Origin of the sequence: Citrobacter gillenii, assembly GCF_013337685.1 — a bacterium.
In the GTDB taxonomy this organism is placed as follows: domain Bacteria; phylum Pseudomonadota; class Gammaproteobacteria; order Enterobacterales; family Enterobacteriaceae; genus Citrobacter; species Citrobacter gillenii.
On sequence record NZ_SUQN01000001.1, the window covers coordinates 713,192 to 729,702 of the forward strand.

A 16,511-nucleotide genomic window follows, 5' to 3' on the forward strand; every position below is an offset into this window, starting at 1 on the left:
ATAGCTACCGTTTTACGCGCGCTTTTTGTTACAGGGTTTCATCCATAATGGCGCTAACTTGTTTCATCACCGTGCCTGCGTTTTTGACGCCTTTCGCTTCCTGCTCGTGGACCCACTTGGTTTGCGCAGCCCGATATTGGGTGGCGGTGTTCCACTGCGCGACCTCCTGCGATTGCAGAACGCGTACCGAGGCCCCAGCCTGGCGTAAATCGTCTATCTGGGTGTTAAAACACCGGTCCATGACTGAACCCAGAGATTGATACGCCGTTTCAGCCGCACGCTGAATGGCGACCCGATCTTCATGAGAAAGCGCGTTCCAGGTTTTTTTGTTCATCGTCAGAATATAGAGATGCCCCAGCCACAGATTTTTGGCGAGAAGCACATTGGGTGCGAACTGATACGCTTTAAGATCGTAACCGCTGTCCACGTTCAGCATCATGCCATCGATTGCCCCCGTTTTTAGCGCGTTATAGGTCTTTTCACCCCAGGGCATGGTCACCGGTTTAGCCCCAGCGTTTTGCAGAAAATCACGGTGCCAGAAGCTGGCAGAGCGCCATGTGCCGCCTTTGATATCGCTCAACGTCGCTATGGGCTTAGCGCTGAAAAAGGCCAGTGGATAGCCAGTGGCAAGGAAAATACTCACCACATTATTTTTCTCAAGCTCAGCCGGGAATGCCGGGATGTCAGCGTAGACGTGGCGGAAGAAGGCCACCTGTTGTTCACTGGCCGGTCCGACGGGAAAGCTTTTAAATATCTGATTCAGGGGCAGCGCGTCGGCGGTGTATTCAGGTACGACAGTCGCCATATCCACCTTTCGTTCGTTGCCAACGTTGCGTAACGCATCGTAGCTGTTACTGAGCTCACCGCTCCAGTGCGCCTCTATTTTCAGCCGTCCGTTTGACTCTTTCTCAATGGCGGGGAAGAGCACGTCGTTAAGAAAGCGAGTGCGCATCCCACCCAGCGGTTCATGATCACTGTATGTCAGGATTTGTGTAGCCGAAACCGTGGTCGGTAGCAGCAGGGCGATGAACAGCATTGCCAGATATTTTCCGTATATTTTGTTGGGGCGCATACATTTCCTTTGCGTTGCTGAGATGAAAAAGGGTCAAGGGCGGATGAAATTGTCAGGCCGTCTGCCCGGCTAACCAGCGCGTACCACTTGCTTTCATTTGTTGTTCCAGATCGCTGCCACGGGTGGCAAAGACGCGCTGAACCGGAAAACCACTTTTTTCCAGCAGATAAGCCAGCGCGGCGTATTCACGCGGATATTTCTCTGCCGCACTTTGGTCAATCGCGACCATGCCGAGCGGAAAGGTAAAGCTGGCCATATCGTAAATACTCTGGCGATGGAACAGCTTCCAGACGCCGTCGCGTTTTTCTGCCATGTCATAGAAACGGTTATGACCAATGCAGCCCAGATTCAGCTTAACGTGCTCAGCGATAATCATGGCGTTGGTTTCGACAATAGCCCTCGTCGCGTTGGCATTGAAGGTGACTACCGGCGTGCCAATCAGATGCTTGGTGCGCACATCTGACGCTCCCATCCGCATTGAGCCCTCAACGAAATCGCTGGCGAGGCCCTCAAACCACGTGATTTCAATGGTGCCGTCCGGGTGAAAAAGGTTGCGCAGCTGCTCCCATTCCCCCAGATCGCGGTGCATCCAGCCCGTGAGAAGATCGGTGATTTGCTGACGGTCGTCCAAATAATTTTGCATAACATGTACTCTGGTATGGGATTGGATTTCAGTCTCATCCCCAATGGAGATAAACTCAAATAGATAGATATGACTGATCAATCATTTTATTTGATGACGGAGTAACGATATGGATCTGCGCCATCTGCGCTATTTTCTGGCTGTTGCCGAAGAAGGCCATTTTGGTCGCGCGGCTCAACGTCTGCATATCGTCCAACCTGCGCTGAGTATGCAAATCAAGGCCCTGGAAGAGGAACTCGGTGGTCCGCTGTTTGTACGCACCAGCCGCAAAGTGGAGTTAACGGACGCCGGGCGGCTACTACAGGTCGAGGCGCAGCGCACGCTGGAGCAAGCGGATCACGCCCGACTGACCGTTCAGCGCTCAATACGCGGTGAAACGGGTCAAGTACGCGTGGGGTTTGCCGGTAATGCCGTCTTTAGCGGCAAGCTCACCAACGATCTACGTGCTTTTCGCCGAACCTACCCTGATGCCGAACTGGTTGTGAATGAAGTCGCACCGTTGTTGCAAGCCGAGGCTATCCTGACGGGACAGCTCGATGTGGGTTATACCCCCGATCACCACAAAATCCATGATGCCGCGCTAATGGCTGAACAGATCGGTGTCTGGCACCGGCAAGTGGCGATGGCTGACGACCATCCGTTGGCCGCACGGGCGTCGCTGACAATCGATATGCTCGCCGAGCAGCCACTCATTTTTTATGACGCGCATGGGACTGATGAGTCGCTTTACACCGCACTTACCGAAATTATGGGCCATGCTCCGCGTATCGCCCATTGCACCGCAAGTACTCTAAGCGTGCTTGCACTCGCCGCCGCCGGTCAGGGGCTGGCGCTGGTGCCCGATCCTCTGCAGCATGTGAATATTCCTGGATTGGTATACCGCCCACTGGATGCGCCGGAACTGTCGGCGAATCTGATGCTCATCAGCAGGCAACAAGAGAATAAGGGGGCTGTACAGGCTTTTCTGCAGATAGCGCGTGAAAATGCGGGAGTATAAAAGCAAAAAACCCGCTTAGTTTCCTAAGTAGGCTTCTTAAATATGGCTCCTCTGACTGGACTCGAACCAGTGACATACGGATTAACAGTCCGCCGTTCTACCGACTGAACTACAGAGGAATCGTGTGAACGGGGCGAATATTAGCGATGCCAGTCAGCGTTGTCAAAGCCTGAATGGAGAAATGCGATCGTTTGCCGAATATTTCTTCATTTCGTTGCTTATTCAGACGCAACGGGTTGTTTTATAGACTTTTCCCGTTCCGGACGCGGATACTTCCATAACCATCGCCCGGAGATCATGCGCCAGTAAAACAGCGCAGCACGCACTGCCCAGTCGAAGAACATCCCCATCCAAACCCCGACGACACCCCAATCTAAGACGATCCCGAGGGTATAACCTGCCACCACGCGACAGCCCCACATGCCCAGCATGGAAACCCACATTGCAAAACGGACATCGCGTGCCCCCTTAAACCCGGAAGGAAGAACCCATGATGCCGCCCATATCGGCATAAATGCCGCGTTGAGCCAAATCAGAACAACTATGACCTCTTTTACATCCTGATCGCGGGTATAGAACGAGGCCATTAATCCGGCAAAGGGAGCTGATAACCAGGCTATGGCGGTTAAACCAATTGTGGATAGCCAGAATACATGCCGCAACTGAATCTCAGCCTGGGCAATCTGTCCATTTCCCAGACGCCGCCCGGTAATAATGGTGGAGGCAGAACCCAGAGCATTGCCGGGCAGGTTAATCAGTGCTGCGATAGAGAAGGCAATAAAGTTACCGGCAATGACGCTGGTTCCCATCCCTGAGACAAACATCTGAGTGAGCAGCTTACCGCCGTTAAACAGTACTGATTCGATACTCGCAGGAATACCGATCCCCATCACCTCCCAGATAATGGAAAAATTCAACGGCTTAAAATAGCTCTTCAGGGGAATCCGCAGCGCTGGGTTAAAACCAATCATCAATACCCAGATAATGGCGACAGCACCGATGTAACGAGAAATCGTCAACCCCAGCCCAGCGCCTGCAAACCCCAGCCCTTGCCAGGAAAAAATACCGTAGATCAGGATACTACTGATGATGATGTTCAGTATGTTCATACCGCCGTTAATCAGCAGCGGTATTTTGGTGTTACCAGCACCGCGTAGCGCCCCACTGCCGATCAACGCAATGGCTGCCGCAGGATAACTGAGCACCGTCAGTTCAAGATACGTTAGCGCCAGCGCTTTAACCTCAGGTGTCGCTTCTCCGGCAACGACATTAATGATCTGTTCCCCAAAGTAATGAATGATCGCGGCCAGCACGACGGCAAAAATTGTCATGATCACCAGTGACTGTCTGGCTGCGGCTCGGGCTCGACGACGATCGCGTTTTCCCAGACTAAAGGCCACGACTACCGTGGTGCCAAGATCGATGGCGGCAAAAAATGCCATGATGACCATATTGAAACTGTCGGCGAGGCCGACGCCTGCCATCGCTTCTTTGCCCAGCCAGCTTACCAGGAAGGTACTCAGTACCCCCATTAAGAGCACGCAGGTATTTTCCAGAAAAATAGGTACGGCAAGCGGGGTGATTTCGCGCCAGAATAGAACTTTATAACTCTTGCGTTTGGCGTACCAGGGCGTGCGGGAAACGACCTGGCGTAAGGCAGCGGAGACGTTCAAAGTGGACCTTAATGAAGAAAGTTGAAACCTCATTTCAAATGATGAGGGAGAATCAAAAAAGCTGCAAAGTTTTTTCCATATAAAATGTCTGTAAATGCAACAAACTGTCGAGAGAAGCACCAATTGATACGCATTGAAGGAAATGGGGTTTGACAAAAAATTTTTCGCCGCTAAGATAAGCCTCCACACCGATTCCTCTGTAGTTCAGTCGGTAGAACGGCGGACTGTTAATCCGTATGTCACTGGTTCGAGTCCAGTCAGAGGAGCCATATTTAAGAAACCTGCTTAGGAAACTAAGCGGGTTTTTTGCTTTTAGCGCAGTACAGCCGTTTGAGTCGGGATAGCAAGCCAGGCGGCGGTTTCACCTATCGAAAATTGTTTATCCCAAACGTTTTGCTGTGCGAAGGGTCCGATCCTTTTTGGAGAGAATACGGTCAACTAACGTCAGTTTCGTTTCCAGAGAATATTGTGATTTAGTCAAAAAAAACTGCACCTTATTCAGTTGGATAACCAATCTTGGGGTGCAGTCCACTACGCTTTTCGGTCCGACGGAATACCTTAAAACGGGCCAGAAGGCCCGATATTTTATCCTGCGACGTTCACCTGTGCGACAGCATTCTTTGCCCGTTCAACCGCCTCGTCAACGCTTTCATCTGTTGCCAGCACAACGCCTAAGCGACGTGAGCCATCAATTTCCGGCTTACCGAACAGACGAAGCTGCAAACCTGCGCCAACGGCACTTTCTACGTGATTAAACGTCACATTCTGACTGGTGAGTTGTGGCAGGATAACGGCTGATGCGGACGGACCATATTGGCGGATTGCGCCGATGGGTAATCCGAGGAACGCGCGGACGTGCAGCGCAAACTCGGACAGATCCTGCGAAATTAACGTCACCATGCCGGTGTCGTGTGGGCGAGGGGAGACTTCGCTGAAAATTACCTCATCACCGCAAACAAATAGCTCTACGCCAAACAATCCGTGACCGCCCAACGCCAGCACGACCTTGCGGGCAATTTCCTGTGCGCGTTTCAGCGCCAGTTCACTCATCTGCTGCGGCTGCCAGGATTCGCGGTAATCGCCATCTTCCTGGCGATGGCCTACCGGCGCGCAGAAGTGCACACCGTCAACGGCGCTGACGGTGAGTAGGGTGATTTCAAAATCAAAATTCACTACCCCTTCCACGATTACACGTCCCGCACCAGCTCGGCCGCCCTGCTGGGCATATTCCCAGGCTTCGGTAAGCTGCTCAGCGGAGCGAATAAAGCTCTGACCTTTGCCGGAAGAACTCATTACCGGTTTCACGATACATGGAAAGCCGATTTCAGCCACCGCATCTCGAAAGCGGGCTTCGCTATCGGCGAAGCGGAAAGAGGATGTGGGTAATAACAGCTCTTCAGCAGCCAGACGACGAATGCCTTCACGGTTCATGGTCAACTGTGTGGCGCGCGCGCAAGGCACGACGTTCATACCTTCCTGTTCCAGTTTTACCAGCATATCCGTCGCAATAGCTTCAATTTCTGGCACGATATAATGGGGTTTTTCGCGCTCGACAACCTCGCGCAATGCCTCGCCATCCAGCATATTAATCACGTACGCACGGTGGGCTACGTGCATCGCTGGCGCGTCGGGGTAACGATCCACGGCGATGACTTCTACACCCAGGCGTTGGCATTCAATCGCCACTTCTTTACCCAGTTCCCCTGAACCTAATAACATCACTCGCGTTGCTGCCGGACGCAGCGCTGTGCCTAATAACGTCATAAATTAATCCCCTGTTTTATCTGGGCGCAGTATATACGAAAACGTTTGCGTCTGTCTTTATTACCAGGTTGATTTTGCGGCTGAAAAAGAATATACTGTACATAATTACAGGTAATTTAAGAGGCTGCAAAATGGCGGTTGAAGTTAAATACGTAGTCATTCGGGAAGGTGAGGAAAAAATGTCGTTTACCAGCAAAAAGGAAGCCGATGCGTATGACAAAATGCTGGATACAGCAGACCTGCTAGACACCTGGCTGGAGCAGTCGCCGGTCGCGCTGGAAGATGAACAGCGTGAAGCGCTTTCTCTTTGGCTGGCCGAGCAAAAAGACGTGCTAAGTGCGATCCTGAAAAACGGCAAACTGCCGTCGCCTCAGGCAGTAGAAAACACGGCGTCCGACGGAGATGACACACAAGCAGCCTGATCCGACTTGCGCTCCCGGCGTTTTGTACCATGCTTTTCCCTGAATCATTGTGCTGTACCCAACTGATTTCGCGTTGCATTTCTGCGGCCTGAAGGACGAAGGGAATAAAGGAGAAAAGAATGAATAAAAGAAAAACGCTGTTAAGCCTGCTGCTGTTATCCGCCAGCGTGTCGACCTTTGCTGCAAATACGGAAAGTAAGACCGTTCAGTTTCCCAAGTGTGAGGGACTGAACGCCGACGGTATTGCTGCGAGCGTGAAACGTGATTATCAGCAAAATCGTATCGTGCGCTGGGCTGACGATCAGAAAAAACTGGGACAACTCGATCCCGTTGCCTGGGTTAATCCACAGGACATTGTCGGCAAAGACGGGCAGTGGACGGTACCACTTACCGTGCGCGGCAAAAGTGCGGATATTCGCTATCAGGTGAAGGTTGATTGCAAAACGGGCAGCGCAGAGTATCTGGCGCAGTAACCTGGTATTTGCGCATCTTTTGCTACAATAGACACTTCCTGACATCCCCTCGGGTACGCTGTGATAATTAATCGTCAGTATTTGAGGGGCAAAATGGCTAACTGGCTGAATCAACTGCAATCTCTTCTTGGGCAAAAAGGATCTTCCGCGTCTTCTTCGGGCGATCAGGGACTGAGCAAATTGCTGGTTCCCGGCGCATTAGGCGGACTGGCGGGGTTACTGGTAGCCAATAAATCCTCGCGCAAATTGTTGACCAAATACGGTACCAGTGCGCTGCTCGTTGGTGGCGGCGCGGTGGCTGGCAGCGTGTTATGGAACAAATACAAAGATAAAGTCCGCACGGCGCATCAGGATGAGCCGCAGTTTGGCGTGCAAAGTACGCCGGTGGATGAGCGGACTGAACGCCTGATCCTCGCGCTGGTTTTTGCGGCAAAAAGCGATGGTCATATCGATGCAAAAGAGCGTGCGGCCATCGATCAGCAGCTGCGTGAAGCGGGAGTAGAAGACCAGGGGCGTATCCTGATTGAACGCGCCATTGAGCAACCGCTGGATCCTCAGCGTCTGGCACAGGGGATCCGCAACGAAGAAGAGGCGCTGGAAATCTACTTCCTCAGCTGTGCGGCGATTGATATCGACCACTTTATGGAGCGCAGCTATCTGAACGCGCTGGGCGATGCGTTAAAGATTCCACAGGATGTTCGAGAAGGTATTGAGCAAGATCTTAAGCAACAAAAACAGGCATTGCCGGGCTAAATAGTTACGGCGCAGGAGCATATTTCGCTTGCATCATTGCTGACTTTTGCCACCCTTATAGGATGATTAAGCAAAAGAACAGTGACATGCTACCGAACGCTCCTCGTATTCCACACGCCATGACGCAACATGGCGACACCCGCGTCGATAATTATTACTGGTTGCGAGATGACACGCGCTCGCAGCCAGAGGTCCTCGATTACCTGCAGCAAGAAAATGCTTATGGTCGCCAGGTTATGGCCTCACAGCAGGCATTACAGGATCGCGTGCTGAAAGAAATTATCGACCGTATTCCCCCGCAGGATGTTTCGGCTCCCTACGTGAAAAACGGTTATCGCTACCGGCATATCTATGAGCCCGGTTGTGAGTATGCCATTTACCAGCGTCAGTCTGCGCTCAGCGAAGAGTGGGATGCCTGGGATACGTTGCTGGACGGAAACCAGCGCGCAGCTCACAGCGAGTTTTATACACTGGGCGGTCTGGCAATCTCCCCGGACAACACCATCATGGCGCTGGCTGAGGATTATCTCTCGCGCCGGCAATATGGTGTGCGTTTTCGCAATCTGCAAAGCGGTAACTGGTATCCGGAAGTCCTCGACAACGTCGAGCCTGAACTCGTCTGGGCCAATGACTCGCAAACTTTCTACTACGTGCGTAAGCATGAAACAACGTTACTGCCGTATCAGGTCTGGCGACACACCATCGGTTCGCCGTCATCCGAAGACAGGCTGGTATATGAAGAGGCAGACGATATGTTTTATGTCAGTCTGCACAAAACGACTTCGCAGCATTATGTCGTTATTCATATTGCCAGTGCGACCACCAGTGAGGTTCTGCTGCTTGACGCTGAGCTGGCCGACGCTGAACCGTTGGTTTTTTTACCGCGGCGTAAAGACCATGAGTACAGCCTCGATCACTATCAGCACGCGTTTTATCTTCGATCTAACCGACAGGGTAAAAACTTTGGTCTGTACCGTACCCGTGTGCGTGATGAACAGACCTGGGAAGCGTTAATTCCGCCGCGTGAAAACGTTATGCTGGAAGGGTTTACGCTGTTTACCGATTGGCTGGTGGTGGAAGAACGTCAGCAGGGCTTAACCAGCCTGCGGCAGATCAACCGTAAGACGCGTGAAGTGGTTGGGATTGCCTTTGACGACCCGGCTTATGTCACCTGGCTTGCTTATAATCCCGAACCGGAGACGTCGCGGCTGCGCTATGGATATTCATCCATGACGACACCGGACACGCTATTTGAACTGGATATGGACACCGGAGAGCGACGGGTGCTCAAACAGACGGATGTCCCCGGTTTTGATGCGACAAACTACCGCAGCGAGCATGTATGGGTAACCGCCCGTGATGGCGTAGAGGTGCCGGTTTCACTGGTTTATCATCAGCGGCATTTCCAAAAAGGGAAAAATCCACTGCTGGTATATGGATATGGTTCGTATGGCGCCAGCATGGATGCTGATTTCAGCAGCAGCCGTTTGAGCCTGCTGGATCGCGGCTTTGTATATGCTATTGCCCACGTCCGTGGCGGTGGTGAGCTGGGGCAGCAGTGGTACGAAGACGGTAAATTCTTGCAGAAGAAAAATACCTTCAACGATTATCTCGACGTCTGTGACGCGCTGCTCAAACTGGGCTACGGAGCGCCTTCACTCTGCTACGGCATGGGAGGAAGCGCGGGTGGAATGCTGATGGGGGTCGCCATTAACGAACGTCCGGAGTTATTTCACGGCGTGGTTGCCCAAGTGCCGTTTGTTGACGTAGTCACAACGATGCTGGACGAGTCGATCCCGCTCACCACCGGAGAATTTGAAGAGTGGGGCAACCCGCAGGATGTAGAATATTACGCTTACATGAAAAGCTACAGCCCATACGATAACGTCACCACACAGGCTTATCCGCATCTGCTGGTCACCACCGGGCTTCACGACTCCCAGGTGCAATACTGGGAACCGGCAAAGTGGGTAGCGAAACTGAGGGAGCTGAAAACGGACGACAATCTACTGTTGCTGTGTACGGATATGGACTCCGGTCACGGCGGCAAGTCCGGACGCTTTAAATCTTATGAAGGTGTGGCCCTTGAGTTCGCCTTTTTGATTGGCCTGGCGCAGGGGACGTTGCCCGGCAACGCGGCCGTCTAGGCGTTATCCAGATAGTGCTTCAATGTTAACCGCAGTTCCGGGCTCATACTGTCAAGGTTATTAAACAGCCAGCGCAGATAGCCCGGATCGCGTTCTGCCACCTCGGAAACGGGTTTACCGCGGTATTTACCAAAGGTAAATGTGGTTAACAGCGCAGGGCGACCGGTGATCTCGACCATTTGCTCTGCCGACCAGCCTGAGGTGTTCATGATGTCGATCAGCAGTGCCGCGGTAATGTAGCAATCGTATAGCGCGCGGTGCTGATGCAAACCAACGGGGGTTTGTACGCTCAGCTTGCGGGAATTATACAGCGCCATGTTGCTGTATTTTATCCCCGACCACAGGCGGCGGGACAGCTTCATCGTGCAAATCCATTCCCCCGGCATGTCCGGCAATACGCGACGGTCGAAACTGGCGTTGTGCGCGACGTACCACTCGCTACCGTAATAATGATGGATGACGTCTTCAATCCACGGTTTATCCGCCACCATGGCTTCCGTAATCCGATGTATCGCCATTGCCTGCGGGCTGATGGGGCGGTCGGGTCGCACCAGGTGGCTCATCGGATTCACAATTTTGCCATCAACCACATCGACAGATGCGATCTCAACAATGCCTCCCTGCAGACCGCAGGTTTCTGTATCTATTATGCGCAGCATGCCATGCTCCTGGCCGAAAACGCCTAGCGTAATGGAATGATATCGCCTTGCCAACCCTGAGAGGTGCGCTTGCCGGTTAAGAGCAGTGAGCCGCTGTCCGCGCGAACAATTAAACGGCCCCGTTCATCCCATAATGCGCTGCTTCCGCGTGCATTGGCCATCAGTACCGCAATGGCGAACTGATGCGAGAAACGTTGCAGGCGAGAGGTTGATGAGAGAAGTTCAGGTTCGCTGACGCACTGGCAGGTGGTAAACAGTGAAAACGCAGGATCAATATCGATGCCTTCTGGCTGGCTGTCGACAACGCTAATGGTATTTCGCTGTCTGGCAATACAAGCCCCATGGCTCTGGTGGAACATTAAGGGGGCGGTCATCCACGGCGAAAAAAGCGCCATACCTTTCACAAAACGTTCGTTATGTTCAACCGGCAACCCCACAATAATGGTCATGCGATACGTCGCCGCGGCGTGGGCGAGGGGCTGCAACAGAGATTCATCGGGTGGGGCTGGCAGCTCATCGCTTTCATCCATACAACCTAATAGAGAAAGGGAGGGGAAAACCAGCAATTCACATTGGCATTTGGCCGCCGCCCTGATGAATTGCAGGTGATGGGCGACGTGTTCAGTTAGTGAGGTTTGAAGCGGTTCATACTGCGCTGCGGCAATTTTCCAGTGTGACATAATGACTTCCTTTTCATAGTGTCTACAATCATCTCTAAAGTATAGATTAAGAATATACTTATACTGTAGCAGTCATCATGTAAGGAATCGTAACGTATTATAAGGTTTATTTAACTTTCGGCTCGTAAGGTAAACGTGAGAGGGAAACGGACGCTAAACGATGCGCAATTAACTGTTCACGAAACCAGTCTCGCAGGTGTGCGGGTTGCTCACGTTCGACGACTTCGGCAACAACAGGCATGTTATAGCGCTCTTTAAAGGCGACACCAGCGGCGGCCAGGTCAACATTGACCTTATCCATTTCAGATTGTTCGAGTTTGGCCAGATTCATGCGTTTCTCCTTATAGGTATCCCGTAGCGCGCAAAAGTTACTAAGAGTGTGCGCTAATGGCAAGCCTGAATTGATGATTCTCGACTCGTTCATTGTAGAAGGTTATTCTCTATAGATTAGACATAACAAAAAGGAATAGTTGATATGGCTTCATCTGCATCCTCACTTCGCTTTGCTCTCATCGCTCTCGTCTCCACGTTGATTTCTCCTGCCGCACTGGCACATGCACACCTGACGCAACTAAATCCGGCAGCGAATGCGCAGATTACCGTGTCTCCTGAGGCGCTGACCCTGAATTTTTCAGAGGGCGTTGAACCTGCATTCAGCGGTGCAACGCTGACAGGCCCACAGCAGCAGCCGATTAAAACGGGTAAGGCGACGCGTAATGAGCAGGATAAGACGCAACTGATCGTTCCTGTGGAACAATCGCTGGACGCCGGAAAATATACGGTTGACTGGCACGTTGTGTCGGTAGACGGTCACAAAACCAAAGGACACTATACCTTTAGCGTGAAATAAAACGATGCTGGCATTCACCTGGGTTACGCTGCGGTTTATCCATTTCACCTCTTTAATGCTGGTATTTGGCTGTGCGCTGTACGGCGCCTGGTTGGCACCTGTTTCGGTACGACGTTTAATGATGCGCCGTTTTATGCGCCTGCAACGCCATGCCGCGATGTGGAGCTTTATCAGCGCGACGCTGATGCTGGCTGTCCAGGGGGGATTAATGGGGGCCGGCTGGCAGGACGTTTTCTCCGTTGATATATGGGGAGCGGTCCTGCAAACGCAGTTTGGCGGCGTATGGCTGTGGCAAATTATCCTCGCTCTGGTTACGCTGGTGGTGACCCTCATTGTGCCGCGCAGTATGTCACGACTGCTGCTGATGCTGACAATTGCGCAGTGTATTTTATTAGCCGGTGTCGGACATGCGACGCTGCATGACGGCGCAACGCGGGCGGTGCAGCAGCTTAATCACGCTCTGCATCTGGTCTGCGCCGCAGCCTGGTTTGGCGGCTTGCTGCCCGTTCTTTACTGTATGAGAATGGCGCAAGGCCGCTGGCAACAACAGGCGATCGCCACCATGATGCGTTTTTCCCGCTTTGGGCATCTTTTCGTAATTGGCGTCTTGCTTACGGGCATCACCAACGGCCTGTTTATTGTCGGATTATCCTTTCCCTGGCATGCAGCCTATGGGCAACTTCTGTTGTTAAAATGTGTGCTGGTCGCGCTAATGGTGGCGATTGCGCTGGCGAACCGGTATGTTCTCGTACCACGTATGCAGCAGGATAATCGCTGCATGACTCTCTATTTTATTTGGATGACTAAGATTGAATGGGGAATAGGGGCCGTCGTGCTGGCAATCGTCAGCCTGTTTGCAACCCTGGAACCGTTCTGATGGACTGGCAAAACGTATGAAAAAATTGATTATCTCTGTGTTACTGCTGGCAAGTTCAGGAGCTGCATTGGCCGCGCCGCAGGTTATTACCGTCAGTCGCTTTGAGGTTGGCAAAGACAAGTGGGCGTTTAATCGCGAAGAAGTGATGCTGACGTGCCGACCGGGTAATGCGCTGTATGTCATCAACCCCAGCACGCTGGTGCAATACCCGCTGAACGATATTGCCAGACAGCAGGTGGCAAGCGGTAAAACGACCGCCAAACCGATCGACATTATCCAGATTGACGATCCGGCAAAATCTGGCGAAAAAATGAGCCTGGCCCCGTTTATTGAGCGTGCAGAAAAGCTCTGTTAATTGTCAGATGTAGCTTTCTGATTTCCAATAAAAAACCGCAACGTTCTGGCTGCAGAACTTGCGGTTTTTGCATTCTAGCGGGTGACAATCGTCCTTTTTTTCAGGCCACTTTGGTCGCGGACTGGAAAACCTGGCGCTGTCATCTATTCTTAAATGGCAGGGTAACTTAGCCTGCATTAATGCCAACTTTTAGCGCACGGCTCTCTCCCAAGAGCCATTTCCCTGGACCGAATACAGGAATCGTATTCGGTCTCTTTTTATCTGTCGAATACGATGCCGTCCAGGGCAAAACACTGCGTGTCGCATGCTGTATTCTTCCCAAACCATACCATACTCCGCCCCTCAATCGTCCAGGCTTTTTTGCTGCTATTGTTAAATTATTATAAGGGCGATCGCTCTATCCGGGAGGTCGAATGGAACACCCTGATGCTGTCTACCAGAGAATAGAAGGTACGCGTTGGCGCCACGTCTGGGTGGTGGGGGATCTCCACGGCTGTTTTTCCATGTTGATGGCTAAATTGCGCCAGTGCCGTTTTGATCCGTGGCAGGATCTGCTGGTTTCAGTCGGTGATGTGATTGACCGTGGACCAGACAGTTTGCGCTGTCTGGTGTTATTGCGTAAAAACTGGATGGTAGCGGTCAGGGGGAATCATGAGCAGATGGCGCTGGATGCGCTGACAACGGGAGAACAGTTGCTGTGGCAAATGAACGGGGGAGAGTGGTTTACCCATGCCGTGCAACCGGCGGCGAGGCATGCGCTTGAGGCGTGTCAGCAATTACCCTGGATTGTGGAACTGCGCTGTCAGAATGGTGTGCATGTTATTGCCCATGCCGATTACCCGGATGATCAATATCAATGGCAAAAGCATGTCGATTTACAGCGGGTATTGTGGGATCGCTCGCGGTTGATGAACAAAAGTGGCGGAATTGGTGGCGCGGACCATTTCTGGTTTGGTCATACGCCGCTGCGCCATCGTCTGGACGTTGATAACCTGCACTATATCGATACCGGTGCGGTATTCGGCGGCGAGCTAACGATGGTGCAATTACAATAATCAAAAATCGCTATATTCCTGCGCAGGTCGCCAGAAGCTGTCGATGTAGCCATCTGCTGGCAGGCATCCGCCATTGCGAATCCGCTGATCGTCCATCGAAATAAGGCACTGCTGTTCCGTATTGTAGACATCGACCACGATGTCTTCACAACCGCCATCCAGGTAGCAAACAAAAAGAACCAGCGTGAACATTCCATCCCCAAATTATACTGCCGTACCGATAGTGTAGAAGAGGTTACTGCGTGGGGGAAATGAAGACATAAATAACCCGTCTGGCGACGGGTTCTTTTTGAATCAGGCAAAACGCATGATCCAGGCATCTGACTTACGATCGTAGTGCTCGCGGAATAGAACGGAATGTTCGCCATTAAGGAGAGCCGGGACGCTGGTATCGGCATCCCAGGCGTCCAGTTGCATACATAAATCCGGATCGGATTTACACGGAATGGTTAACGTTCGGTCTCCCGGCGATTCGCCGTGTAACTCGGCGTCGTCGATTTCAAAAGCGCCAATGCGCACACTGGTTTTCATCATCGTGCTCTCCGTCAATTTGCTGGTTGTGGTACGACCAGTTAGGCCGTCCATTTTTCAGCGTAGTCAACGTGAGCAAAAGCGCCAGTAAAAACGTGCGTTATCCTGTAAAGAGTTTGCCATCCCGGACAAGATCGCGTGGATAGCTGTTCTTCAACCGTGAACCAATCCGTTTTGCCAGCCCAATCGGCTGGTGCTGGAAGGTGACCAGCACGTCGTCGCTGGCAGGCGCGGTCTGCGGGTAGACATCTCTGCCGCGATACCACTCTTCTGCTTCTTCAAGGTTCAGTTCGAACGCGTTGCGGTGATGTGGGTTGGCGAGAGCGATGACGGCCTCATGTTGCCAGCGGTACCCTTTATTGTGGGTTTCAGCCAGCTTAATCCCGAGGCGGGAAAAACGCACTTTACCAATCAGTGACTCAATCTCAACAGGGAATAACCAGACTTCTTTATCACGCTGCCAGAGGCGCAGATTGTCTTCCCATTGTAATCCGCTGGCGTTTGCCGCCGCAGTGATTTGTGCGGTTTCACGACCTTTCAATGGGCTGAACGGGAAATTGCCGACCTTATATTTAGGGGCAGGCAGAGGAGGGATAGCGGCTGTTTTTCGCAAACGGGCAACAAAGAATCCTTCGCAGTCGTAAATTTGCGGGAAGACATGCAGAAAACCTTCTGGCGTCAGCGCGCGTTCAGCATCCGGGAATAAATCACCTAATGGGAGAAACTCCACGGCGTCCGGATAGGTTTCTAGCAGCCACTGCATGACGAGTTCATTTTCATCACGGTTCAGCGTACAGGTGGAATACACCAGCGTGCCGCCAGGGCGTAAAGCATGAAATGCGCTGTCGAGCAGTTCGCGCTGGGTGGCGGCAATCTCAAGATTACTGGCGACGGACCAGTTTTTCAGCGCATCGGGATCTTTACGCACCACGCCTTCACCGGAGCACGGTGCGTCCAATAGGATGGCATCGAAAGATTCTGGCAACGCTGCGCCAAATACGCGTCCGTCAAAGTGGGTGAGGGCAACGTTAGCGATCCCACAGCGGCTGATATTGGCATGCAGCACTTTAACGCGACTGGCGGAAAACTCATTGGCCAGGATCGCGCCCTTATTCTTCATTTTTGCGGCGATTTGCGTGGTTTTTGAACCCGGCGCGGCGGCTACGTCCATCACCCGATCCGGAGTATTCCCTTCGGCAAACAGCGCGGCAACCGGCAGCATTGAACTGGCTTCCTGAATATAAAACAGCCCACTTAAATGCTCGGCGGTGCTGCCCAGTGGGACTGACTGCTCTTCGTCACGCTCGATCCAGAACCCTTCTTCACACCAGGGGATCGGCGTGAGCGACCAGCCGTAAGGTGCCGTTAAGGCGAGGAAATCAGCAACGGAGATTTTCAGCGTATTGACACGAATGCTGCGTCGTAACGGACGCTGGCAGGCGGCGAGAAAATCATCGAAAGAGAGCGTGGAAGGCATTGCTTCCCGCATTTGAGTCAGAAAGGCGTCAGGAAAATAAGCCACTTGGTACCACCGGAAAAAAAACAGGCGCGCAGTGTAGC

General features: G+C 52.3%; 20 protein-coding genes and 2 tRNA genes. 10 read left to right on the top strand and 12 right to left on the bottom strand.

Annotated features, from left to right (window positions below; translation table 11 throughout):
* Positions 1-28: 28 nt before the first annotated feature.
* Complete coding sequence (gene dctP / locus FCH32_RS03330) at positions 29-1,072, bottom strand: TRAP transporter substrate-binding protein DctP (RefSeq protein WP_244958372.1); 1,044 nt, start codon at positions 1,070-1,072, stop codon at positions 29-31.
* A 52-nt stretch (positions 1,073-1,124) separates the two neighbouring features.
* A complete protein-coding gene (locus tag FCH32_RS03335) occupies positions 1,125-1,715 on the bottom strand; it encodes a nuclear transport factor 2 family protein (RefSeq protein WP_117343332.1) in 591 nt (196 codons plus the stop codon).
* Positions 1,716-1,824: 109 nt separating this feature from the next.
* Between FCH32_RS03335 and FCH32_RS03340 the strand changes: the two genes are divergently transcribed.
* A complete protein-coding gene (locus FCH32_RS03340) occupies positions 1,825-2,712 on the top strand; it encodes a LysR substrate-binding domain-containing protein (RefSeq protein WP_174360491.1) in 888 nt (295 codons plus the stop codon).
* 43 nt (positions 2,713-2,755) lie between these two features.
* Here the strand turns inward: FCH32_RS03340 and FCH32_RS03345 are convergent.
* The 3 genes from FCH32_RS03345 to FCH32_RS23400 form a co-directional block, all read right to left on the bottom strand.
* A tRNA-Asn gene (locus FCH32_RS03345) sits at positions 2,756-2,831 on the bottom strand.
* Between the two features lie 99 nt (positions 2,832-2,930).
* Entirely contained in the window at positions 2,931-4,418 is a 1,488-nt protein-coding gene (locus tag FCH32_RS03350) for an EmmdR/YeeO family multidrug/toxin efflux MATE transporter (RefSeq protein ID WP_244958373.1), read from the bottom strand.
* A 19-nt stretch (positions 4,419-4,437) separates the two neighbouring features.
* Positions 4,438-4,572, bottom strand: coding sequence for a DUF5951 family protein (locus tag FCH32_RS23400; protein WP_226794618.1), 135 nt, complete (start codon positions 4,570-4,572; stop codon positions 4,438-4,440).
* 6 nt (positions 4,573-4,578) lie between these two features.
* Between FCH32_RS23400 and FCH32_RS03355 the strand changes: the two genes are divergently transcribed.
* Positions 4,579-4,654, top strand: a tRNA-Asn gene (locus FCH32_RS03355).
* Between the two features lie 316 nt (positions 4,655-4,970).
* Here FCH32_RS03355 and purT read toward each other — a convergent pair.
* Positions 4,971-6,149 carry a formate-dependent phosphoribosylglycinamide formyltransferase gene (gene purT / locus FCH32_RS03360; RefSeq protein WP_174360493.1) on the bottom strand — a complete coding sequence of 393 codons (1,179 nt, stop codon included), beginning with the start codon at positions 6,147-6,149 and terminating at the stop codon, positions 4,971-4,973.
* 131 nt (positions 6,150-6,280) lie between these two features.
* On the opposite strand from purT, the gene yebG reads away from it, so the two are divergent.
* From yebG to ptrB, 4 genes are all read left to right on the top strand, one after another.
* Positions 6,281-6,571, top strand: a complete 291-nt coding sequence (gene yebG, locus FCH32_RS03365) for a DNA damage-inducible protein YebG (RefSeq protein WP_115258185.1) — start codon at positions 6,281-6,283, stop codon at positions 6,569-6,571.
* Between the two features lie 119 nt (positions 6,572-6,690).
* Positions 6,691-7,044 carry a protein YebF gene (yebF, locus tag FCH32_RS03370; RefSeq protein WP_096756683.1) on the top strand — a complete coding sequence of 118 codons (354 nt, stop codon included), beginning with the start codon at positions 6,691-6,693 and terminating at the stop codon, positions 7,042-7,044.
* Positions 7,045-7,137: 93 nt separating this feature from the next.
* Positions 7,138-7,797 carry a tellurite resistance TerB family protein gene (locus FCH32_RS03375; protein ID WP_096756684.1) on the top strand — a complete coding sequence of 220 codons (660 nt, stop codon included), beginning with the start codon at positions 7,138-7,140 and terminating at the stop codon, positions 7,795-7,797.
* 86 nt (positions 7,798-7,883) lie between these two features.
* The gene (gene ptrB, locus FCH32_RS03380) at positions 7,884-9,944 is read left to right on the top strand and encodes an oligopeptidase B (RefSeq protein WP_096756685.1); all 2,061 of its coding nucleotides are present in this window, start codon (positions 7,884-7,886) and stop codon (positions 9,942-9,944) included.
* On the opposite strand, the gene exoX is transcribed toward ptrB, so the two are convergent.
* The 3 genes from exoX to FCH32_RS03395 all read right to left on the bottom strand — a co-directional run bounded on the left by exoX (position 9,941) and on the right by FCH32_RS03395 (position 11,614).
* Complete coding sequence (gene exoX, locus FCH32_RS03385) at positions 9,941-10,603, bottom strand: exodeoxyribonuclease X (protein WP_174360494.1); 663 nt, start codon at positions 10,601-10,603, stop codon at positions 9,941-9,943. The genes ptrB and exoX overlap by 4 nt on opposite strands.
* A gap of 23 nt (positions 10,604-10,626) precedes the next feature.
* Positions 10,627-11,283: a carbon-nitrogen hydrolase family protein gene (locus FCH32_RS03390; RefSeq protein ID WP_153879980.1), complete on the bottom strand. Its 657-nt coding sequence runs from the start codon at positions 11,281-11,283 to the stop codon at positions 10,627-10,629.
* 106 nt (positions 11,284-11,389) lie between these two features.
* Positions 11,390-11,614: a DNA polymerase III subunit theta gene (locus FCH32_RS03395; protein WP_174360495.1), complete on the bottom strand. Its 225-nt coding sequence runs from the start codon at positions 11,612-11,614 to the stop codon at positions 11,390-11,392.
* Positions 11,615-11,758: 144 nt separating this feature from the next.
* Here FCH32_RS03395 and yobA point away from each other — a divergent pair, with 144 nt between their 5' ends.
* The 4 genes from yobA to pphA all read left to right on the top strand — a co-directional run bounded on the left by yobA (position 11,759) and on the right by pphA (position 14,420).
* Complete coding sequence (gene yobA / locus FCH32_RS03400; protein WP_135911868.1) at positions 11,759-12,133, top strand: CopC domain-containing protein YobA; 375 nt, start codon at positions 11,759-11,761, stop codon at positions 12,131-12,133.
* A gap of 4 nt (positions 12,134-12,137) precedes the next feature.
* On the top strand, positions 12,138-13,010 hold the full coding sequence (copD, locus tag FCH32_RS03405) for a copper homeostasis membrane protein CopD (RefSeq protein WP_135911869.1): 873 nt from the start codon (positions 12,138-12,140) through the stop codon (positions 13,008-13,010).
* 16 nt (positions 13,011-13,026) lie between these two features.
* The gene (locus FCH32_RS03410; RefSeq protein WP_115258191.1) at positions 13,027-13,365 is read left to right on the top strand and encodes a YebY family protein; all 339 of its coding nucleotides are present in this window, start codon (positions 13,027-13,029) and stop codon (positions 13,363-13,365) included.
* 413 nt (positions 13,366-13,778) lie between these two features.
* Positions 13,779-14,420 carry a protein-serine/threonine phosphatase gene (gene pphA, locus FCH32_RS03415; RefSeq protein ID WP_137362932.1) on the top strand — a complete coding sequence of 214 codons (642 nt, stop codon included), beginning with the start codon at positions 13,779-13,781 and terminating at the stop codon, positions 14,418-14,420.
* Here the strand turns inward: pphA and FCH32_RS03420 are convergent, their stop codons facing one another.
* The 3 genes from FCH32_RS03420 to rsmF all read right to left on the bottom strand — a co-directional run bounded on the left by FCH32_RS03420 (position 14,421) and on the right by rsmF (position 16,473).
* On the bottom strand, positions 14,421-14,612 hold the full coding sequence (locus FCH32_RS03420) for a YdfD/YebW family protein (protein WP_045444034.1): 192 nt from the start codon (positions 14,610-14,612) through the stop codon (positions 14,421-14,423).
* A 102-nt stretch (positions 14,613-14,714) separates the two neighbouring features.
* Positions 14,715-14,951, bottom strand: a complete 237-nt coding sequence (locus tag FCH32_RS03425; protein WP_161959030.1) for a YebV family protein — start codon at positions 14,949-14,951, stop codon at positions 14,715-14,717.
* A gap of 100 nt (positions 14,952-15,051) precedes the next feature.
* A complete protein-coding gene (rsmF, locus tag FCH32_RS03430) occupies positions 15,052-16,473 on the bottom strand; it encodes a 16S rRNA (cytosine(1407)-C(5))-methyltransferase RsmF (protein WP_117342937.1) in 1,422 nt (473 codons plus the stop codon).
* Positions 16,474-16,511 lie beyond the last annotated feature (38 nt).

What these genes read in the sequence shown, in the direction of transcription:
- dctP (WP_244958372.1), bottom strand. Translation starts at nt 1,072, where the DNA reads ATGCGCCCCAACAAAATATACGGAAAATATCTGGCAATGCTGTTCATC.
- FCH32_RS03335 (WP_117343332.1), bottom strand. Translation starts at nt 1,715, where the DNA reads ATGCAAAATTATTTGGACGACCGTCAGCAAATCACCGATCTTCTCACG.
- FCH32_RS03340 (WP_174360491.1), top strand. Translation starts at nt 1,825, where the DNA reads ATGGATCTGCGCCATCTGCGCTATTTTCTGGCTGTTGCCGAAGAAGGC.
- FCH32_RS03350 (WP_244958373.1), bottom strand. Translation starts at nt 4,418, where the DNA reads ATGAGGTTTCAACTTTCTTCATTAAGGTCCACTTTGAACGTCTCCGCT.
- purT (WP_174360493.1), bottom strand. Translation starts at nt 6,149, where the DNA reads ATGACGTTATTAGGCACAGCGCTGCGTCCGGCAGCAACGCGAGTGATG.
- yebG (WP_115258185.1), top strand. Translation starts at nt 6,281, where the DNA reads ATGGCGGTTGAAGTTAAATACGTAGTCATTCGGGAAGGTGAGGAAAAA.
- yebF (WP_096756683.1), top strand. Translation starts at nt 6,691, where the DNA reads ATGAATAAAAGAAAAACGCTGTTAAGCCTGCTGCTGTTATCCGCCAGC.
- FCH32_RS03375 (WP_096756684.1), top strand. Translation starts at nt 7,138, where the DNA reads ATGGCTAACTGGCTGAATCAACTGCAATCTCTTCTTGGGCAAAAAGGA.
- ptrB (WP_096756685.1), top strand. Translation starts at nt 7,884, where the DNA reads ATGCTACCGAACGCTCCTCGTATTCCACACGCCATGACGCAACATGGC.
- exoX (WP_174360494.1), bottom strand. Translation starts at nt 10,603, where the DNA reads ATGCTGCGCATAATAGATACAGAAACCTGCGGTCTGCAGGGAGGCATT.
- FCH32_RS03390 (WP_153879980.1), bottom strand. Translation starts at nt 11,283, where the DNA reads ATGTCACACTGGAAAATTGCCGCAGCGCAGTATGAACCGCTTCAAACC.
- FCH32_RS03395 (WP_174360495.1), bottom strand. Translation starts at nt 11,614, where the DNA reads ATGAATCTGGCCAAACTCGAACAATCTGAAATGGATAAGGTCAATGTT.
- yobA (WP_135911868.1), top strand. Translation starts at nt 11,759, where the DNA reads ATGGCTTCATCTGCATCCTCACTTCGCTTTGCTCTCATCGCTCTCGTC.
- copD (WP_135911869.1), top strand. Translation starts at nt 12,138, where the DNA reads ATGCTGGCATTCACCTGGGTTACGCTGCGGTTTATCCATTTCACCTCT.
- FCH32_RS03410 (WP_115258191.1), top strand. Translation starts at nt 13,027, where the DNA reads ATGAAAAAATTGATTATCTCTGTGTTACTGCTGGCAAGTTCAGGAGCT.
- pphA (WP_137362932.1), top strand. Translation starts at nt 13,779, where the DNA reads ATGGAACACCCTGATGCTGTCTACCAGAGAATAGAAGGTACGCGTTGG.
- FCH32_RS03420 (WP_045444034.1), bottom strand. Translation starts at nt 14,612, where the DNA reads ATGTTCACGCTGGTTCTTTTTGTTTGCTACCTGGATGGCGGTTGTGAA.
- FCH32_RS03425 (WP_161959030.1), bottom strand. Translation starts at nt 14,951, where the DNA reads ATGAAAACCAGTGTGCGCATTGGCGCTTTTGAAATCGACGACGCCGAG.